This is a genomic window from Brachybacterium sacelli, assembly GCF_017876545.1.
Classification (GTDB): domain Bacteria; phylum Actinomycetota; class Actinomycetes; order Actinomycetales; family Dermabacteraceae; genus Brachybacterium; species Brachybacterium sacelli.
The window spans coordinates 397273-411581 of the sequence record NZ_JAGIOD010000001.1 but is presented as its reverse complement, the minus strand read 5'-3'; the positions used below and the strand labels follow the sequence as shown (position 1 = coordinate 411581).

12 protein-coding genes are annotated in these 14309 nt (G+C 70.3%); 5 read left to right on the top strand and 7 right to left on the bottom strand.

The features are described 5' to 3' along the window. The first annotated feature begins 251 nt into the window (after positions 1–251). The 4 genes from JOF43_RS01715 (at position 252) to JOF43_RS01700 (ending at position 4741) form a co-directional block, all read left to right on the top strand. Positions 252–665: an L-rhamnose mutarotase gene (locus JOF43_RS01715; RefSeq protein ID WP_342592059.1), complete on the top strand. Its 414-nt coding sequence runs from the start codon at positions 252–254 to the stop codon at positions 663–665. A 140-nt stretch (positions 666–805) separates the two neighbouring features. Beyond that, complete coding sequence (locus tag JOF43_RS01710; RefSeq protein ID WP_209898207.1) at positions 806–2131, top strand: MFS transporter; 1326 nt, start codon at positions 806–808, stop codon at positions 2129–2131. Between the two features lie 157 nt (positions 2132–2288). Further along, the gene (locus JOF43_RS01705; protein ID WP_209898205.1) at positions 2289–3287 is read left to right on the top strand and encodes an alpha/beta hydrolase; all 999 of its coding nucleotides are present in this window, start codon (positions 2289–2291) and stop codon (positions 3285–3287) included. A 5-nt stretch (positions 3288–3292) separates the two neighbouring features. Further along, the gene (locus JOF43_RS01700; protein ID WP_209898203.1) at positions 3293–4741 is read left to right on the top strand and encodes a BNR-4 repeat-containing protein; all 1449 of its coding nucleotides are present in this window, start codon (positions 3293–3295) and stop codon (positions 4739–4741) included. A gap of 134 nt (positions 4742–4875) precedes the next feature. Here JOF43_RS01700 and JOF43_RS01695 read toward each other — a convergent pair whose 3' ends face one another. Genes JOF43_RS01695 through JOF43_RS01680 form a run of 4 tightly spaced genes read right to left on the bottom strand, consistent with a single transcriptional unit; the run spans position 4876 to position 8713 of the window. Next, complete coding sequence (locus JOF43_RS01695) at positions 4876–5538, bottom strand: hypothetical protein (protein WP_209898201.1); 663 nt, start codon at positions 5536–5538, stop codon at positions 4876–4878. Next, a complete protein-coding gene (locus JOF43_RS01690; protein WP_209898199.1) occupies positions 5535–6464 on the bottom strand; it encodes a carbohydrate ABC transporter permease in 930 nt (309 codons plus the stop codon). The genes JOF43_RS01695 and JOF43_RS01690 overlap by 4 nt, the downstream gene beginning before the upstream one ends. Continuing rightward, entirely contained in the window at positions 6454–7404 is a 951-nt protein-coding gene (locus JOF43_RS01685; protein ID WP_209898197.1) for a carbohydrate ABC transporter permease, read from the bottom strand. The genes JOF43_RS01690 and JOF43_RS01685 overlap by 11 nt, the downstream gene beginning before the upstream one ends. 4 nt (positions 7405–7408) lie before the next feature. After that, on the bottom strand, positions 7409–8713 hold the full coding sequence (locus JOF43_RS01680) for an extracellular solute-binding protein (RefSeq protein ID WP_209898195.1): 1305 nt from the start codon (positions 8711–8713) through the stop codon (positions 7409–7411). 319 nt (positions 8714–9032) lie between these two features. Between JOF43_RS01680 and JOF43_RS01675 the strand changes: the two genes are divergently transcribed. Next, positions 9033–9806 (top strand): sugar phosphate isomerase/epimerase family protein, encoded by a 774-nt coding sequence (locus tag JOF43_RS01675; RefSeq protein WP_209898193.1) that lies wholly within the window; start codon positions 9033–9035, stop codon positions 9804–9806. Positions 9807–9882: 76 nt separating this feature from the next. Here the strand turns inward: JOF43_RS01675 and araA are convergent, their stop codons facing one another. The 3 genes from araA to JOF43_RS01660 are packed head-to-tail and all read right to left on the bottom strand — an operon-like array spanning position 9883 to position 13677. Continuing rightward, positions 9883–11391, bottom strand: a complete 1509-nt coding sequence (gene araA, locus JOF43_RS01670; protein WP_209898191.1) for an L-arabinose isomerase — start codon at positions 11389–11391, stop codon at positions 9883–9885. Between the two features lie 30 nt (positions 11392–11421). After that, positions 11422–12186 (bottom strand): L-ribulose-5-phosphate 4-epimerase, encoded by a 765-nt coding sequence (locus JOF43_RS01665; protein ID WP_209898189.1) that lies wholly within the window; start codon positions 12184–12186, stop codon positions 11422–11424. Positions 12187–12246: 60 nt separating this feature from the next. Beyond that, positions 12247–13677, bottom strand: a complete 1431-nt coding sequence (locus JOF43_RS01660; protein ID WP_209898187.1) for a sugar porter family MFS transporter — start codon at positions 13675–13677, stop codon at positions 12247–12249. Positions 13678–14309 lie beyond the last annotated feature (632 nt).

Here is a 14309-nt window from a genome sequence, read left to right as displayed (position 1 = left end):
CCTCGAAGCGCGTCGCTCTCGATACGTGTCACCTCCGGAGTGTTTCGGGGGAATGGGCGTGGCGATTCCGACGTGTCATGCGGGCGGGGCCCTGGCGCAGGCACACCGCCCGCATGATCTGCCTGCGCGAAGGCCGGACTGCCGCCCCCCGCGGTTGAAACGACTCATGCTCGCGCGTACCATTCCGGCGACCCCGACACACGATGTCGCGCGACCCACGGCCGCGCGTCCAGCCCCGATCAGGAGTCCCAGTGAGTGCACCGCAGCACGCAGGTGGGGACGAGGAACCCGTCGGGCCCGTCCCCGGACCCGAGGGCGATCTCGACCGTCTGCTCGCCACCTCGTCCGCCCGCAGCCCGCACCGCTGCTGCTTCCTCCTCCACGTGCGCCCCGAGAAGCTCGACGACTACGTGCGGGCCCACCAGGACGTGTGGGAGGAGATGCGCGAGGCGCTCAGCGCGTCAGGCTGGCGCAACTACTCGCTGTTCCTGCGCCCCGAGGACGGGATGGTGGTGGGCTACTTCGAAGCGGACGACGTCGACGCCGCCCAGGAGGCGATCGGCCGCGCCGCGATCAGTCCCCGCTGGGAAGCGGCCATGGCGGAGTACTTCGCGCCCGACGGCGAGGAGAAGCAGGTGCTGCCGCAGTACTTCCACCTGGCCTGACTCGGGCCCCCACTGCGCGTGACCACCACCGGCCGCCACCCACCGGGCCCGATCCCCGCCAGGTGCCAGGCCTGGCACCTGCCACCCGCCCGGCCCACTCCGCCCCTCGTCCACCACTCCGCCCGCTCGAAGGAGAGCCCATGACCTACCGGTCCCGCGAGACGACGCTGCCCACCGGACCCCGCCCCGGGTCCGTGCGCGGCTGGAAGGCCACCATCGCGGTGGCGATGTCGAACTACATCGAGGCCGGCTCGATCATCGCGCTGGCCACCAGCCTGACCCTGTGGCAGGAGTATTTCGGCTTCTCGAACTGGATGGTGGGGCTGGTCGCCGCCGTCTCCGCGAACGCCTTCGGTGCCGCCGTCGGCGCGATGATCGGCGGCCCGCTCGGGGATCGCTACGGTCGCAAGTTCATCTACACCTACGACCTCATCCTCTACATGGTCGGCACCCTCCTGGTGGTCTTCGCCGCGCAGGCCTGGATGCTCCTGCTCGGGGTCGTCCTCACCGGTATCGCCGTCGGCGCCGGAGTGCCCGTGGCCTGGACGTACATCGCCGAACAGGCCCCGCACGGCAAACGCGCCCGCCACGTGGGCACCGCCCAGCTGGCCTGGTCGCTGGGCCCTGCCGTCGTCTTCGCCATCGCCACCGCCCTGGTGCCGCTGGGCCTGCTCGGCACCCGGATCGTCTTCGCCCACCTGTTCGTCATCGCCTTCATCACCTGGTGGGTGCGCCGCGGACTGGCCGAATCGAGCATCTGGACCGAGCAGAAGAAGGCCCGCGAGGCTGCCGCCGCACAGGGCACCCCGGTCCGGCACCGAGGGCTGCGCGAGCTGCTGTCCCACCCGCGCAACGTCAAGGCGCTGCTGTTCCTCATCGGCGTCTACGCACTGTGGAACACCGTCGCGGGCCAGATGGGCATCTTCATGCCCCGCGTCTACCAGACCGCCGGGGTGGAGAGCGCAGCCGGCCAGAACCTGCTGCAGGTGCTGCTGTGGACCATGACCGTGATCGCCACCTACTTCGGTTTCATGCTGCTGGGGGACAAGCTCGACCGCCGACTGCTCTACGGCATCGGCGCCGTGCTCGGGATCCTGGCCTGGGTGCTGCTGGTGTTCGCCCACGTCACCACGCCGCTGCTGATCCTCTTCGCGGTGACCTGGGGCGTCGCGGCCGGCATCGGCGCGCAGGCCTTCTACGCCCTGTGGACCGCGGAGATGTTCGCGACCCCGTATCGGGCCAGCGCCCAGGGCGTGGTGTTCTTCGTGGCCCGCATCGCCGTGGGCGTGCTGAGCTACTTCTTCCCCACCCTGCTCGCGGCCGAGGGCGTGCCCGTCGTCGGTGGGCTCATGATCGCCCTGTTGGTGGGTGCGGCGCTGATCGGCGTGCTCGGCGCGCCCGACACCCGCGGGAAGAGCCTCGAGCAGATCGAGGTCGAGCGCTACGGGGAGCGGGTCGGCTCATGACATCGTGGCACCGGGCGCCCGACGGGCCCCTGCCCGCGCCTCCCCCGGTCGCGGCCGCCGTCGATCCTCCGCCGGCGATCTGCCGTCGTTCCCGGTCGGCCCGCGCTCCCGCCTCGCCCGTCCCCGGCCCCGACACCTGCACCGAACGGAGCCCCGCATGACCACGGATCCCTGCGAGATGGAGCAGCGCCTGCGCGAGCTCGGCCGGGCCACCACCTGGCAGGAGGCCGGCCCCGCGGCCGAGGAGGCCTGGAACGCCCCCTACGGCCCGGCCGAGGATTGGGACCTGCGGATCGATGAGGCCGAGGCGCCCGGTCCGCACGGCCCGATCCCCCTGCGCGTGTACACCCCGACGACACCGACGGTGCCCGTCGAATCCCCCCGCCCTGCGCTGGTGTGGTGCCACGGCGGGTCCTTCCAGCACGGGGATCTCGACATGCCCGAGGGTGACCGCACCGCGCGCGGCGTCGCGGGTCGGTCCGGGGCCGTCGTGGTCTCGGTCGACTACCGCCTGTGCGACGAGCCGTCCGGCGGCGCCCCGGCGCGACGTTTTCCCGGCCCGGTGCTCGACGTGCGCGCCCCGATCCCGCGCCTGGACGTCCACGCTGCCGTGCGATGGGTCCGTGAGCAGGCCGCGACGTGGGGGATCGACTCCGCGCGGATCGCCCTCGGCGGTGCGAGCGCCGGCGGGAACCTCGCCGCGTCGGCCTCCCTCCAGCTCGCCCAGGAGGGCGCCGCCCCCGCCGCCTCGCTGCTGCTGTACCCGGTGTGCCATCCGCTGAACCCGCAGGCCACCGCCGAGGAGGCCGTGGCGCTCGCCGAGCTTCCCGCCATGCTGCGCTTCTCGCCGCAGAAGATGCGGGTGATGGCGGAGAACTACCTCGGACGGCCCCTCGAGGAGGCGACCGCCCACGACTTCCCCGGCGTGGGCAGCGCCGAGCAGCTGGCCTCACTGCCGCGCACCTACCTCGAGGCCGACGAGTACGACGACCTGCGCTGCAGCGCCCGCGGCTACGCCGAGCAGCTGCGCGAGGCAGGCGTCGACGTCGAGTACGAGGTGCGTCGGGGCGTCACCCACGGTCACCTCAACAAGGTCGGCCTGAGCCAGGCGGCCGCGACCATGGACCGCATGGCCTCGATCCTCGAGGAGCTCTGAAGGTCGTGGTCGATCCTCGAACAGCCGTCGTGAACAGCAACGGCGGATGGTGCTGGTTCCAGGACGAGCGCGCGCTCGTGGACCCCGGCTCCCGGCGTCTGCTGCTGGGCTCGGTCGCCTCCGTGGCCGGAGCGGAGGGCGACCGCCGCGGCGGCGACGTCGACCTCACCATCGTGGACCTCGACCACCTCGGCGAGGACCCCACGGGGCAGGGCGTGGACCCCACGCGGCCCGGCGCCGCCCCCGCTGCCACGTCCGGCGCTGCCACCGGGCCCGGCGTCGACCCCGCGGCCCGCACGGTCACCCTGCACCCCGGGCTCGAATCCGATGACCACGACAATCCCGCCCTGTGGCATCGCGACGACGGCCGCTGGCTCGCCGTCTACAGCCGCCACAAGAGCGATGACCGCACGCGCTGGCGCGTCAGCGAGGTCGGGGACCCGACCCGCTGGGGGCCCGAGTCCACCGTCGACTGGCGCGGACTGTTCGACTCCCCCGAGCAGGCACGGGAGCTGGGCGGCGGCCGCGGCGTCACCTACCAGAACCTGCACCGTCTCGACGGGGTGCTGCACTGCTTCGTGCGCGCGATCAACGACGACCCCTGCTACCTGGTCTCGCACGACGACGGCGACACCTGGACCTTCGGGGGGCGGCTGCTCACCCGCGAGAAGATCGGGTACGTCAACGGGTACGCCCGCTACGCCTCCGGCAACCGGTTCGGGACCGATGACCGCCTCGACCTGATCATCACCGAGCACCACCCGCGGGACTACGGCACCTCGATCTGGCACGGCTACCTCGCAGACGGCCACCTGCATCGCAGCGACGGGACGACGGTGGGGGAGCTGGGGCGCTCCCTCGTCGAACAGGCGCCCCGCGCCGAGGATCTCACCTGCGTGTTCGGCCACGGGTCCACCTGGGACGGGGCGGTGATGACCCACGCCTGGACCACGGACCTGCGGCGATTCCCGGACGGCACCGTGGTGGCGCTGCTGACCGCGAGAGCCGACGACACCCTGGGCACGAAGACGGACCGGTCCGTCCTGGACCCGATCGACCACCGCTTCTTCCGCGCCGTGCTGCCCGCGGGCGCGGAGCAGTGGGACGTGCATCAGCTCGCCGTCGCCGGCCCGCAGCTGCTTCCGCACGAGGAGGACTACACGGGGCTGGGCACACTCGACCCGGAGGACCCCGACGCGCTCTGGCTCTCCACGGTGCTCGACCCGCGCGACGGCACGGCCCTGCCCCGCCACGAGATCTTCCATGCGCGCACCGAGGACGACGGTCTCAGCTGGACCTGGGCCCCCGTGACCGAGGACTCCGAGGTGGGCAACTACCGACCGATCGCGGTCCCCGGGGCGCATGACCTCTCGGTCCTGACCTGGTACCGCGGGGCGATGAGCTCCTCGCAGGACTACGACGCCGAAGTCGTGGTGCGCGTCGCGCGACGCTGACCAGGGGAGATCTCAGGCATCGTCTCCGGCCACGTCGCCGTCCTCGGCGTCGCCGGTGACTTCGGGGCACTCGCCGTCCTCGCCGTCCTCGTCGACCCGGCCGTCCGCGCCGTGGTCGGGCCCGCCGCCACCTCTCAGGTGGTGGCGGGATCGTCGGCCGTCAGTTCGCCCCACAGCCGACCGAGAATCCACGGCGGCACGCTGAACCCGACGGCGATGGTCAGCGGGGCGAGCAGCCACAGCGGTGACAGCACCACGATCAGTGCGGGCGCCGCGAGGGCGGAGAGGGGGCGCTGCACGACCAGGGCCAGGGCGCGCAGCATGATGGTGGTGCGTTCGGCGTGCTGATCCCGCGCGGCGGCCAGGACATACGCGCTGAGCAGCGCGACCATCGCCCAGACCACAGGGAGCATCACCCCCACCAGGAACACCCGCGTCGGAGCCTCCATCCGGGGCAGCACCAGAGCGTTGGCCCCGATCCCGCCGAGCACCAGCAGCAGCATCACGGACACCGGGGCGTCGCGCAGGAGGGTGCGGCGCACGTGCCGGAGCGTGCTGGTGAAGGCCTCGTCCTCGTACTGTGCGAGGTCCCCGGTGGTGCGGGTGGCCCCGGCCAGGGCCGGGACGATGCCGATCACGGTGAGCATCGCGACCATCGCCGCCCAGTTCGCGGCGAGGAACGCCGCCGGCTTCGCCAGCAGCCGGACCATGCCGCGGGCTTTCAGGGGGTCGCCCCGGCCGACCCCCCGCTCGGCGCGGGAGACCGCGTCGGCGGCCACAGGAGTTCGCGAGGTCATTTGATCCCCGAGGCCGCGAAGCCCTGCACGAAATACCGCTGGAAGATCAGGAACAGCACGATCATCGGGACGGCCGCCATGGTGGTGCCGGCCATCAGCAGGTGCCACTCCGTGGAGGCCTCCTGCCGGAACGAGGAGATCCCGACCTGGATCACGCGCAGGTTGTCCGAGGTGGTCACCAGCAGCGGCCACAGGAAGTTGTTCCACCCGGCCTCGAAGCTGAGCAGCGCCACCGTCAGCAGGCCCGGCTTGATGAGCGGAGTGATGATGCGGGTGTAGATCCCGAACTCGCTGACCCCGTCCAGGCGCGCCGCCTCGATCAGCTCCGAGGGCGTGGACACGTAGAACTGGCGGAACAGGAACACCATGAACGGGGAGATCGCACCGGGGACGATCAGCGCCCACCAGGTGTCGATCCACCCGGTGCCACCGGCGCCGAGGAGCGAGTTTCCTCCGAACAGCGGCATGTGGCGCACCATGAGGAACACCGGGATGACGGTCGCGTAGAACGGGATCATGATGCAGGCGACCATCCATCCGAAGATCGCCGGTGCCAGGCGGAACCGCAGCTTCGCGAGGGCATAGCCGCAGGCCGATCCGAAGGCCACGTTCAGCAGCGCCGCCGCCGTGGCGAGGATCAGCGAGTTGCGTGCATAGATCGCGAAGGGAGCCCGGGTCAGCGCGTCCGTGTAGTTCTCCAGCCGAAGATCCTGCGGCAGCAGGGGCATCGGCACCTTCGCGAGCTCGGTGGGATCACGGATCGAGGACAGAGCCATCCACAGGAACGGCGTGGCCATGATCAGCGAGGAGACGACCAGGAAGACCATGATCGCGGTCGACGCCGTACGCTTCTGCGAGCGCAGGCTCTTCTCCCGGGAGCCGCCCCGGGCGGGGGGAGCGGTCGTGGGGCGGGTCTCAGTCGCCATCGGTGCCTCCGACGATCCGGCGGGACAGGAATGCGAAGACGATCAGGATGAGCAGCAGGATGACGGACTGCGCATTGGCGAGGCCGACGCGGAACTCCTGGAACGCCGTCTGGTAGATGCGGTAGGTGACCACGGAGGTCGAGTTCGCGGGACCGCCCTCGGTGAGGATGTAGATGAGGTCGAAGGTCTGGAAGTTCGCGATCAGCGAGGTGATCAGGATGAAGAAGGTGGCGGGCCGCAGCATCGGGACGGTGATGCGGAAGAACTTCTGGACGAAGTTCGCGCCGTCCAGGTCCGCCGCCTCGTAGAGCTGGCCGTCCAGGCCTTGGAGGGCGGCCAGGTAGATCAGCATCTTCAATCCGATGCCCTGCCAGATCGTCACCAGGATGACCGCGCCGAGCGCGAGGTCCGGATCGGTCAGGAAGGGGAGGGGGCCGATTCCGAGCGTCCCGAGCACGATGTTCATCAGCCCGTTCTGGGACGGGTTGTAGATCCACAGCCAGATCATGGCGACGGCGACGGTCGCCGTGATGTGGGGCAGGAACACCATCACCCGGAAGATGCCCTGGCCGGGCACGGAGCGGTTGAGCAGCACGGCGAACACGAGGGCGAGGAACATCGAGATCGGGATCCCGATGGCCGCGATGATCACGTTGTGCAGGACGGAGCGCCAGAAGAGCTCGTCGGTGAAGATCGTCGCGTAGTTCTGGAGCCCGATGAACTGAGCGGGATGGATGATGTCGTAGGCCGTGAAGCTCAGGATGATGGCCACGAGGATCGGTGCCCCGATCCAGAGCAGCGTGTGCAGCGTGGCGGGGGCGGCGAGAAGGAGACCCCAGCGACGCTCGGCGGTCCGGACGGAGCGCCGGCGGGAGGTGGGACGACGGCGGGTCGGGCCTTCGTCCGCGGGGGTCTCGGTGCGAGCGGTGGCGGTGGTCATGGGCTCAGAGCCTGCTGATGGCGTCGTCGCACAGGGACTTCATGTCCTCGAGCGTCTCGGTGACCGTGGAGCGCTTGGTCAGACAGCTCTCGACGATGCCGTCGAGGTTGGTGCGGACCTCCATGTACGCGGCTGATCCGCCCTCGGCGGCCCCCGCGTAGGGGAGGTTCTCCAGCGCGAAGCTCGTGAGCAGATTGCGGGCGAGCATCGGGTTCTCGGGGATCTCCGGAGTGGGCGGGACCTTGCCGGTCGCGGCGTTCGCGATACCGAGGATCTCCGGCTCGAGCATGTGTTTCATGAAGGCACCCGCTGCATCCTTGTTCTCGGAGAGGCTGGATATGGACAGGAAGGTCCCGCCCTGGAACATCACCGGATCCCCGCCGGCGCCGCTGGGCATGAGGAACATCCCGACGGCGCCCTCCTCGCAGAGCTCGGGGGTCATGGTCTTCCAGGTCGGCCAGTTGCCCGTGGCGACCAGGGACATCGCCGCCTTGTCCCGCTGGAACGGGGAGGGCTGGCCCTCCGCGGCGCGGAGGTTGTAATTGATCCCGCCCGAGGACATGAGGTCGAGCATCCACTGCAGGGCGAGGCGGCCGGGCTCTTCGTGCAGCCGCGGCGCCAGGCCGTCCTCGCTGAACATCCGGCCTCCGAAGGCATAGAGCAGGAAGACGAAGGCCTGGCGAGCGCTGCCGGCGCTGCCGGAAAGGTAGTCCAACCCGACGACGTCGTCGCCCGTGAGCTCCTCGGCGACCTGGGCGAGCTCGTCGAGGGTCGTCGGCGGCTCGGTGATGCCGCGCTCGGCGAAGCGATCGGGGTGGTACCCGATGAATCGCAGGTCCAGCGCCTGGGGCAGCGAGTAGTACTTCCCTTCGAACTGCGTGGAGCTGAGCACGCTCTCGTCGAAGCCGAGGCTCTCGATGAAGTCGGCGGGGATCTCGGCGAAGATGCCCTTCTCCGCGAAGGGCTGCGTCCAGCCGACGCCGGTCATGATCAGGTCGGCGATGATGCCGCCGGCGATCCCGGTCGAGATCTTCTCGTTGAGCTTGTTCCAGTCGACCTGGTCCACGGAGACGGAGATGTCGGTCCGCTCGACGAACGGAGCGATGACCTCCTCGTCCAGCACCAGGCGGTCGTCGCCGATGAAGTCCGGAGTGAGCAGGCCGATCTCGCCGGACAGCGTGGCGGGATCGGCGTCGAGATCGACCGACTCGGAGGGGTCGACGGCGCCGCCGGAGCCGCAGGCGGAGGCCCCGATGCCGACGGCCCCGGCGCCGGAGGCGGTGAGCAGGGTGCGACGGGAGAGGGTCATGTCGGGGACTCCTGAACTGATCGCGGGTGATCGGGCGCGGTGGCGCAGGCGTCGCGGCCGTGGAACGAGCGGTGCGTCCCCGAGGCCGGGCGTCGTGCTCCACTGCACGACTCCTCCGGTCGGGAGGGATGATTCAGTGCGTCGAGCCTGGGGCGGCCTCGACGCGATGGATAGCGGTTGCCCGATGTTGCCACGGCGGGTGCAAGATGTCGAGGCGCGACACGGAAACTTCTGGGCACGAGCTCTTGAAACGACCCAATGTAGGGTGGGTCACGGACGTACCGCAGTCGCGGACCCGCCCCCGAGGAGAAGAGCCGTCGTGCCCTACGGAGTCATCGCCCCCATCGATCAGCAGGAGACGGCCCTCGCCGCCGGAGCCGACTATCTGGAGTCCACGATCGTCGGCGTGCTCGTCGACGCGGAGGACGACGGCCGCTGGCGGCCCGTCCACGCCGCCCCCGCCCATCGGGTCCCGTCCTTCGCGATCCTGGTGCCCGGGACCCTCAGGGTCTCCGACCCCTCGGTGCCGATCCGCGAGGTCAGCTCGTATCTCGAGGTCGCGCTCGACGCGATCGCCGCCGTCGCGGAGCCGGGGGCGAAGATCGTCTTCGGCAGCGGCGCGGCGCGGACGATCGGCCCGGAGATCCCGGTGGCCGAGGGCTCGGCGCGATTCGCCGAGGTGCTCGTGATCGCGCGGGACGCGGCGTGGGCCCGGGACCTCGAGATCGTGCTCGAACCGCTGAACGCGGGCGAGAGCGACCTCATCCACTCCGTGCAGGAAGCGGCCGGGTTCCTCGATGCTCACGACATCCAGGGCGTGCGGATCGTCGCGGATCTCTACCACGTCCAGCTCGAGGGAGAATCCTTCGACGTCCTCGAGCGCCTCGCCGGCCGGATCGGCCACGTGCACGTGGCCGATTCGGGTCGCATCCCGCCCGGCCAGGGGGACTGGCCCCTCTCCGACTTCCTCGCGGCGCTGCGCCGCGGCGGCTACCGCGAGGGCGTGACCATCGAATGCAGCTGGAAGGATCTGGCGGCAGAACTCCCGGCCGCGCTCGCCGCCGTGCGGGAGGCGGACCCCGGCGCGGCCTGATCCGGGGTCCGCGCCGAGCCGACCACAGCCGCCCGCCCGGCAGCGCTGGCCAGGACGGGCGGTATCCCGCGGAGGCTCAGAAGCCCTGGCCGAGGCGGTAGAACACCTGATTCGTGCGCAGCTCCTGGGCGAAGGCGCGCACCGTCGTCTCCTCGTCGATCACCGCGAGCTCGAGGTCGCCGATCTGGGCCAGGTCCTGCCAGGTCTCCAGGTCCACGGCATTGCTCATCACCGTGTGGTGGGCGGCGCCGGCCGTCAGCCAGCACTCGGCGGAGGTCGCGAAATCGGGAGCGGGCTCCCAGACGGCGCAGGCCACCGGCAGCTTCGGCAGGTCCTGGTCGGGCTCGACGACCTCGACCACGTTGGCGATGAGCCGGAATCGCTCGCGCATGTCGCTCATGGCCACCACGACGGCGGGGCCCGCGTCGGCCGAGAACTTCAGGCGCACCGGGTCCTCGCGGTCGCCGATCCCCAACGGATGGATCTCCAGCGTCGGCTTCGCGGTGGTCAGCGAGGGGGAGACCTCGAGCATGTGGGCGCCCAGGATCTTCTCCTGGCCGGGGGTGAGCTCGTAGGTGTAGTCCTCCATCAGAGAGGCCCCGCCGGGCAGGCCGTAACCCATCACCGCGGCGACCCGCACCAGGATCGCCGTCTTCCAGTCACCCTCGGCGCCGAAGCCGTAGCCGTCGGCCATGAGTCGCTGGACCGCCAGACCCGGCAGCTGGCGCAGCCCGCCGAGGTCCTCGAAGTTCGTGGTGAACGCGCCGAAGCCGCCCTCGTCGAGGAAGCTGCGCAGGCCGAGCTCCTGGCGGGCGCCGTAACGCAGCGACTCGTGGCGCTCACCGCCGGTGCGGAGCTCCTCGGCGACCTCGTAGGTCCCCTCGTACTCCGCGACCAGCGCGTCGATCGCGCTCTCCTCGACGGCGTCGACGACCTCGACCAGGTCGTTCACGCCCCAGGTGTTCACGGACACGCCCAGGCGCAGCTCGGCCTCGGTCTTGTCGCCCTCGGTGACGGCCACGCCCCGCATGTTGTCGCCGAAGCGGGCGAGCTTCAGCGAGTGCATCTCGGCCCAGCCGGTGGCGGCCCGCGCCCAGCGCCCCACCTTGGCCTGCACGCCCGGATCGCTCGCGTGGCCGACCACGGTCTTGCGGTTCACGCCGAGGCGGGTAGCGATGTATCCGAACTCGCGGTCGCCGTGCGCGGCCTGGTTGAGGTTCATGAAGTCCATGTCGATCGTGGACCAGGGCAGCTCGACGTTGGCCTGCGTGTGCAGGTGCAGCAGCGGCGTGGCGAGGGCGTCCAGGCCCTGGATCCACATCTTCGCGGGGGAGAAGGTGTGCATCCAGGCGATGACGCCCACGCAGGCGGGATTCGCATTGGCGGCCAGGGCGGTCTCGCGGATCGCGTCGCGGTCGGTGAGCACCGGCTTCCAGAGGATCCTCACGGGGATGTCGGAGGCGGCGTCGAGGGCGTCGGCGATGGTGCGGGACTGCTCGGCGACCTGGTCGAGCGTCTCGGGGCCGTACAGTCCCTGGCTGCCGGTCAGGAACCAGATCTCGCGGGTCTCGAAGGGGTTGCGCATGGTGGGGTCCTCGTCTCTCGAATCGGTGGGTCAGCGGGCGTCGGTGCCCGGTTCGGGGGTGTCGGCGGCCTTCTCGTGCTGGCCGTAGACGTTCTGGTAGCGGTCGTACAGGGAATCGACGAGCTCCTGCGGGATCGGCAGGGGTTCGCCGAGCTGGCGGGAGACGTGCACCGTGCGGGCGACCTCCTCGCACATCACCGCCGCCTTCACGGCGTCGCGGGCGTCCTTGCCGATGGTGAAGGGGCCGTGGTTCTGCATCAGCACCGCGCGGGAGCGGGACCCGCGCAGGGTCTCGACGATGCCGCGGCCGATGGAGTCGTCACCGATGACCGCGAAGGGGCCGACGGGGATCGGCCCGCCGAACTCATCGCCCATCATCGTCAGCACGCAGGGGATCTCCTCACCGCGGGCCGCCCACGCGGTCGCGTAGGTCGAGTGCGTGTGCACCACCCCGCCCACCTCCTCCAGATGCGCGTACACATAGGCGTGGGCGGCGGTGTCCGAGGAGGGGACCAGGGAGGCGGGGGTGCCGTCGGCGATCTTCTGCCCGTCCAGGGTGCACACCACCATGTTCTGGGCCGACAGCTCGTCGTAGGAGACCCCGGAGGGCTTGATGACCAGCAGGCCCGGCACCTCCGAGCCCTCCGGCAGGCGCACTCGCTCGGAGACGTTCCCGGCGGTCCACACCACCAGCTGGTTGCGGGGCAGCTCGGCGTGCAGGGCGGCGACGCGTTCGCGGGCGGCGGCGACGGCCGCCTGCACCTCGGCGGGCAGTTCGGCAAGGACGAGGGTCATGATTCTCCTGGGGTCGACGGGACGGTCAGCGGATCACGGGCGGTGGCGGGTCGGGGGTGCTCAGCGGGACAGGGAGTGCTGCGAGGGATCGGACGGAGCGGCATCGGTGCCGAGCTCGAGGCCCGCGCGTCGGGCGCCCTCGGACTCGATGTCCTCGAGGGAGCGTCCCCGCGTCTCCGGGACGCAGGTGCGCACGAAGAGCACGCCCAGCAGGCAGATGATGCCGAAGGTCGCGAACACGACCGGCTGCGGCATCGAGGCCGTCATGATCGGGAACAGCAGGCCGACGAGGAACGAGCCGATCCAGTTGAAGGAGGACGCCGTTCCGGCGGCCCGGCCGCGGATCACCAGCGGGAACACCTCGCCGACGATCACCCAGGTCAGCGGCGCCCAGGTGAAGGAGTAGAACGCCACGTACATGCTCAGGAACAGCACGATGAGCATGGGGCTGGCCGAGGGCATCAGCGAGTTGATCAGCGCCGGCATGAGGAAGGACAGCCCCATCACCACTCCGCCGACGGTCAGCAGCGTGCGTCGGCGGAAGCGGTCGGCGATCACCAGGAAGACCAGCGAGCCGAGCACGAGGATGACGCCCTGGACGATCGGCCACAGCAATGCGGAGTCGGCGGTGGAGCCGCTGGCGTCGGCGACGATCAGGGGGATGTAGTAGAAGATCGCATTCGCGCCCTGGAACTGCTGGAAGGCGGCGACGCCGACGCCGGCGATCACGAGGTATCGGTAGCGGGAGTGCAGCAGCGAGGCCCAGGTGGTCCGGCCGGCGGCGCGCTCCTCGATCTCCGCGGCCGCGCTGATCTGGGCGATCTCGCCCTCGACGTCGCCGGCGGGGCGGATGATGTCGAGCACCCGTCGGGCCTCGTCGAGACGACCGCCGCGGATCAGGAAGCGAGGGGACTCCGGCAGGCGCAGCACCCCGAGGAACAGGATGATGGCGGGCACGGCGGCCAGCGCCAGCATGGAGCGCCAGGCCCAGGTGGTGGGCAGGTGCTGCAGGAACCACGCCATGACGTAGGACAGCAGCATTCCGGAGACGATCATGGTCTGGTTCAGGCCCGAGAGCCGGCCGCGCAGCCGCGCCGGGGCCATCTCCGCCATGTAGGCGGGCACGAGCGCGGAGGCGGCACCGACGGCGAGGCCGAGGAACACGCGCATCGCGATCATGTAGGCGAGGCCGCTGTGCGGGGTGATGCCGAGCGCGATGGAGCCGAGCGCGAAGATCGCCGCGGCCAGAAGGATCGCGCGACGTCGACCCACCCGGTCGGAGAGCTGACCGGACAGGGCTCCGCCGAAGATCGCACCCAGCATGAGCGAGGAGGTGATCCAGCCGACCGCGGCGGCGTCGTCACCGATGTTCCAGTCGAGCATCAGGAACGGAAGGGCACCGGTCATCACGCCGATGTCATATCCGAAGAGAATTCCTCCGAAGGCGCCGAAGAAATAGATGAAACCCGGTGAGAGCTTCTTGTCAGGCACTGCCACTCCTTTGGGACTGGAGAGGGATTGTTCTCTCCGGCCGTGGTGATCTCCGCGCGCCGGGGCGCCGGCAGATCGTGATTCCGCGCCAGGGGGATCGTGCGACCTCCGTCGCGACCTCCAGGTCCGCGTCGACGAGTCCTGCCTCGATGGCAACGTTCACATTACTGGTGGCAGCAGCGGTACGCAAGGCCAGACGAGGCCCCTGACCTGCGGGGGAAGAAGTTTTGCTCGAACGGTTCCAGCCACGGTCGCCCGAGGGTAGGATGTGCGGGTGGAGGGCCCTGGTGGAGCGGTCCCCGAGGCGCCGGCGCGCAAGGTTCTCGAGCCGCAGACTCGAGGATGCCGTCGCCGACGAAGGGCGGAAAATGAAGGTGCGAGAAATGAAGTTCGGATCTGCGCATATGTGGGAGGTGAGCGACACGCTGCGACGCATTTCGGCAGTGCGTGACGCTCGCGTTTCTCATGTGCGGGTGGAGCGGAGGGATTCCGTGCTCCGCAGGTACAGTCGCGGCCGGGCCGGGTCCCAGGAGCGCAGCTCCGAAGGCTCAGCTCCCGACGGACCCGGTCCCGCTGGCCGAGCCCGTGCCGCCGAGTCCGGGCCGCCTGGCCCGTCGGCCTGGCGCAGAACG

Bases quoted from the DNA above. Each gene is read 5' to 3' on its own strand.
- JOF43_RS01665 (WP_209898189.1), bottom strand. From the start codon at position 12,186: ATGACCCTCGTCCTTGCCGAACTGCCCGCCGAGGTGCAGGCGGCCGTC.
- JOF43_RS01690 (WP_209898199.1), bottom strand. From the start codon at position 6,464: ATGGCGACTGAGACCCGCCCCACGACCGCTCCCCCCGCCCGGGGCGGC.
- JOF43_RS01680 (WP_209898195.1), bottom strand. From the start codon at position 8,713: ATGACCCTCTCCCGTCGCACCCTGCTCACCGCCTCCGGCGCCGGGGCC.
- JOF43_RS01685 (WP_209898197.1), bottom strand. From the start codon at position 7,404: ATGACCACCGCCACCGCTCGCACCGAGACCCCCGCGGACGAAGGCCCG.
- JOF43_RS01710 (WP_209898207.1), top strand. From the start codon at position 806: ATGACCTACCGGTCCCGCGAGACGACGCTGCCCACCGGACCCCGCCCC.
- JOF43_RS01695 (WP_209898201.1), bottom strand. From the start codon at position 5,538: ATGACCTCGCGAACTCCTGTGGCCGCCGACGCGGTCTCCCGCGCCGAG.
- JOF43_RS01705 (WP_209898205.1), top strand. From the start codon at position 2,289: ATGACCACGGATCCCTGCGAGATGGAGCAGCGCCTGCGCGAGCTCGGC.
- araA (WP_209898191.1), bottom strand. From the start codon at position 11,391: ATGCGCAACCCCTTCGAGACCCGCGAGATCTGGTTCCTGACCGGCAGC.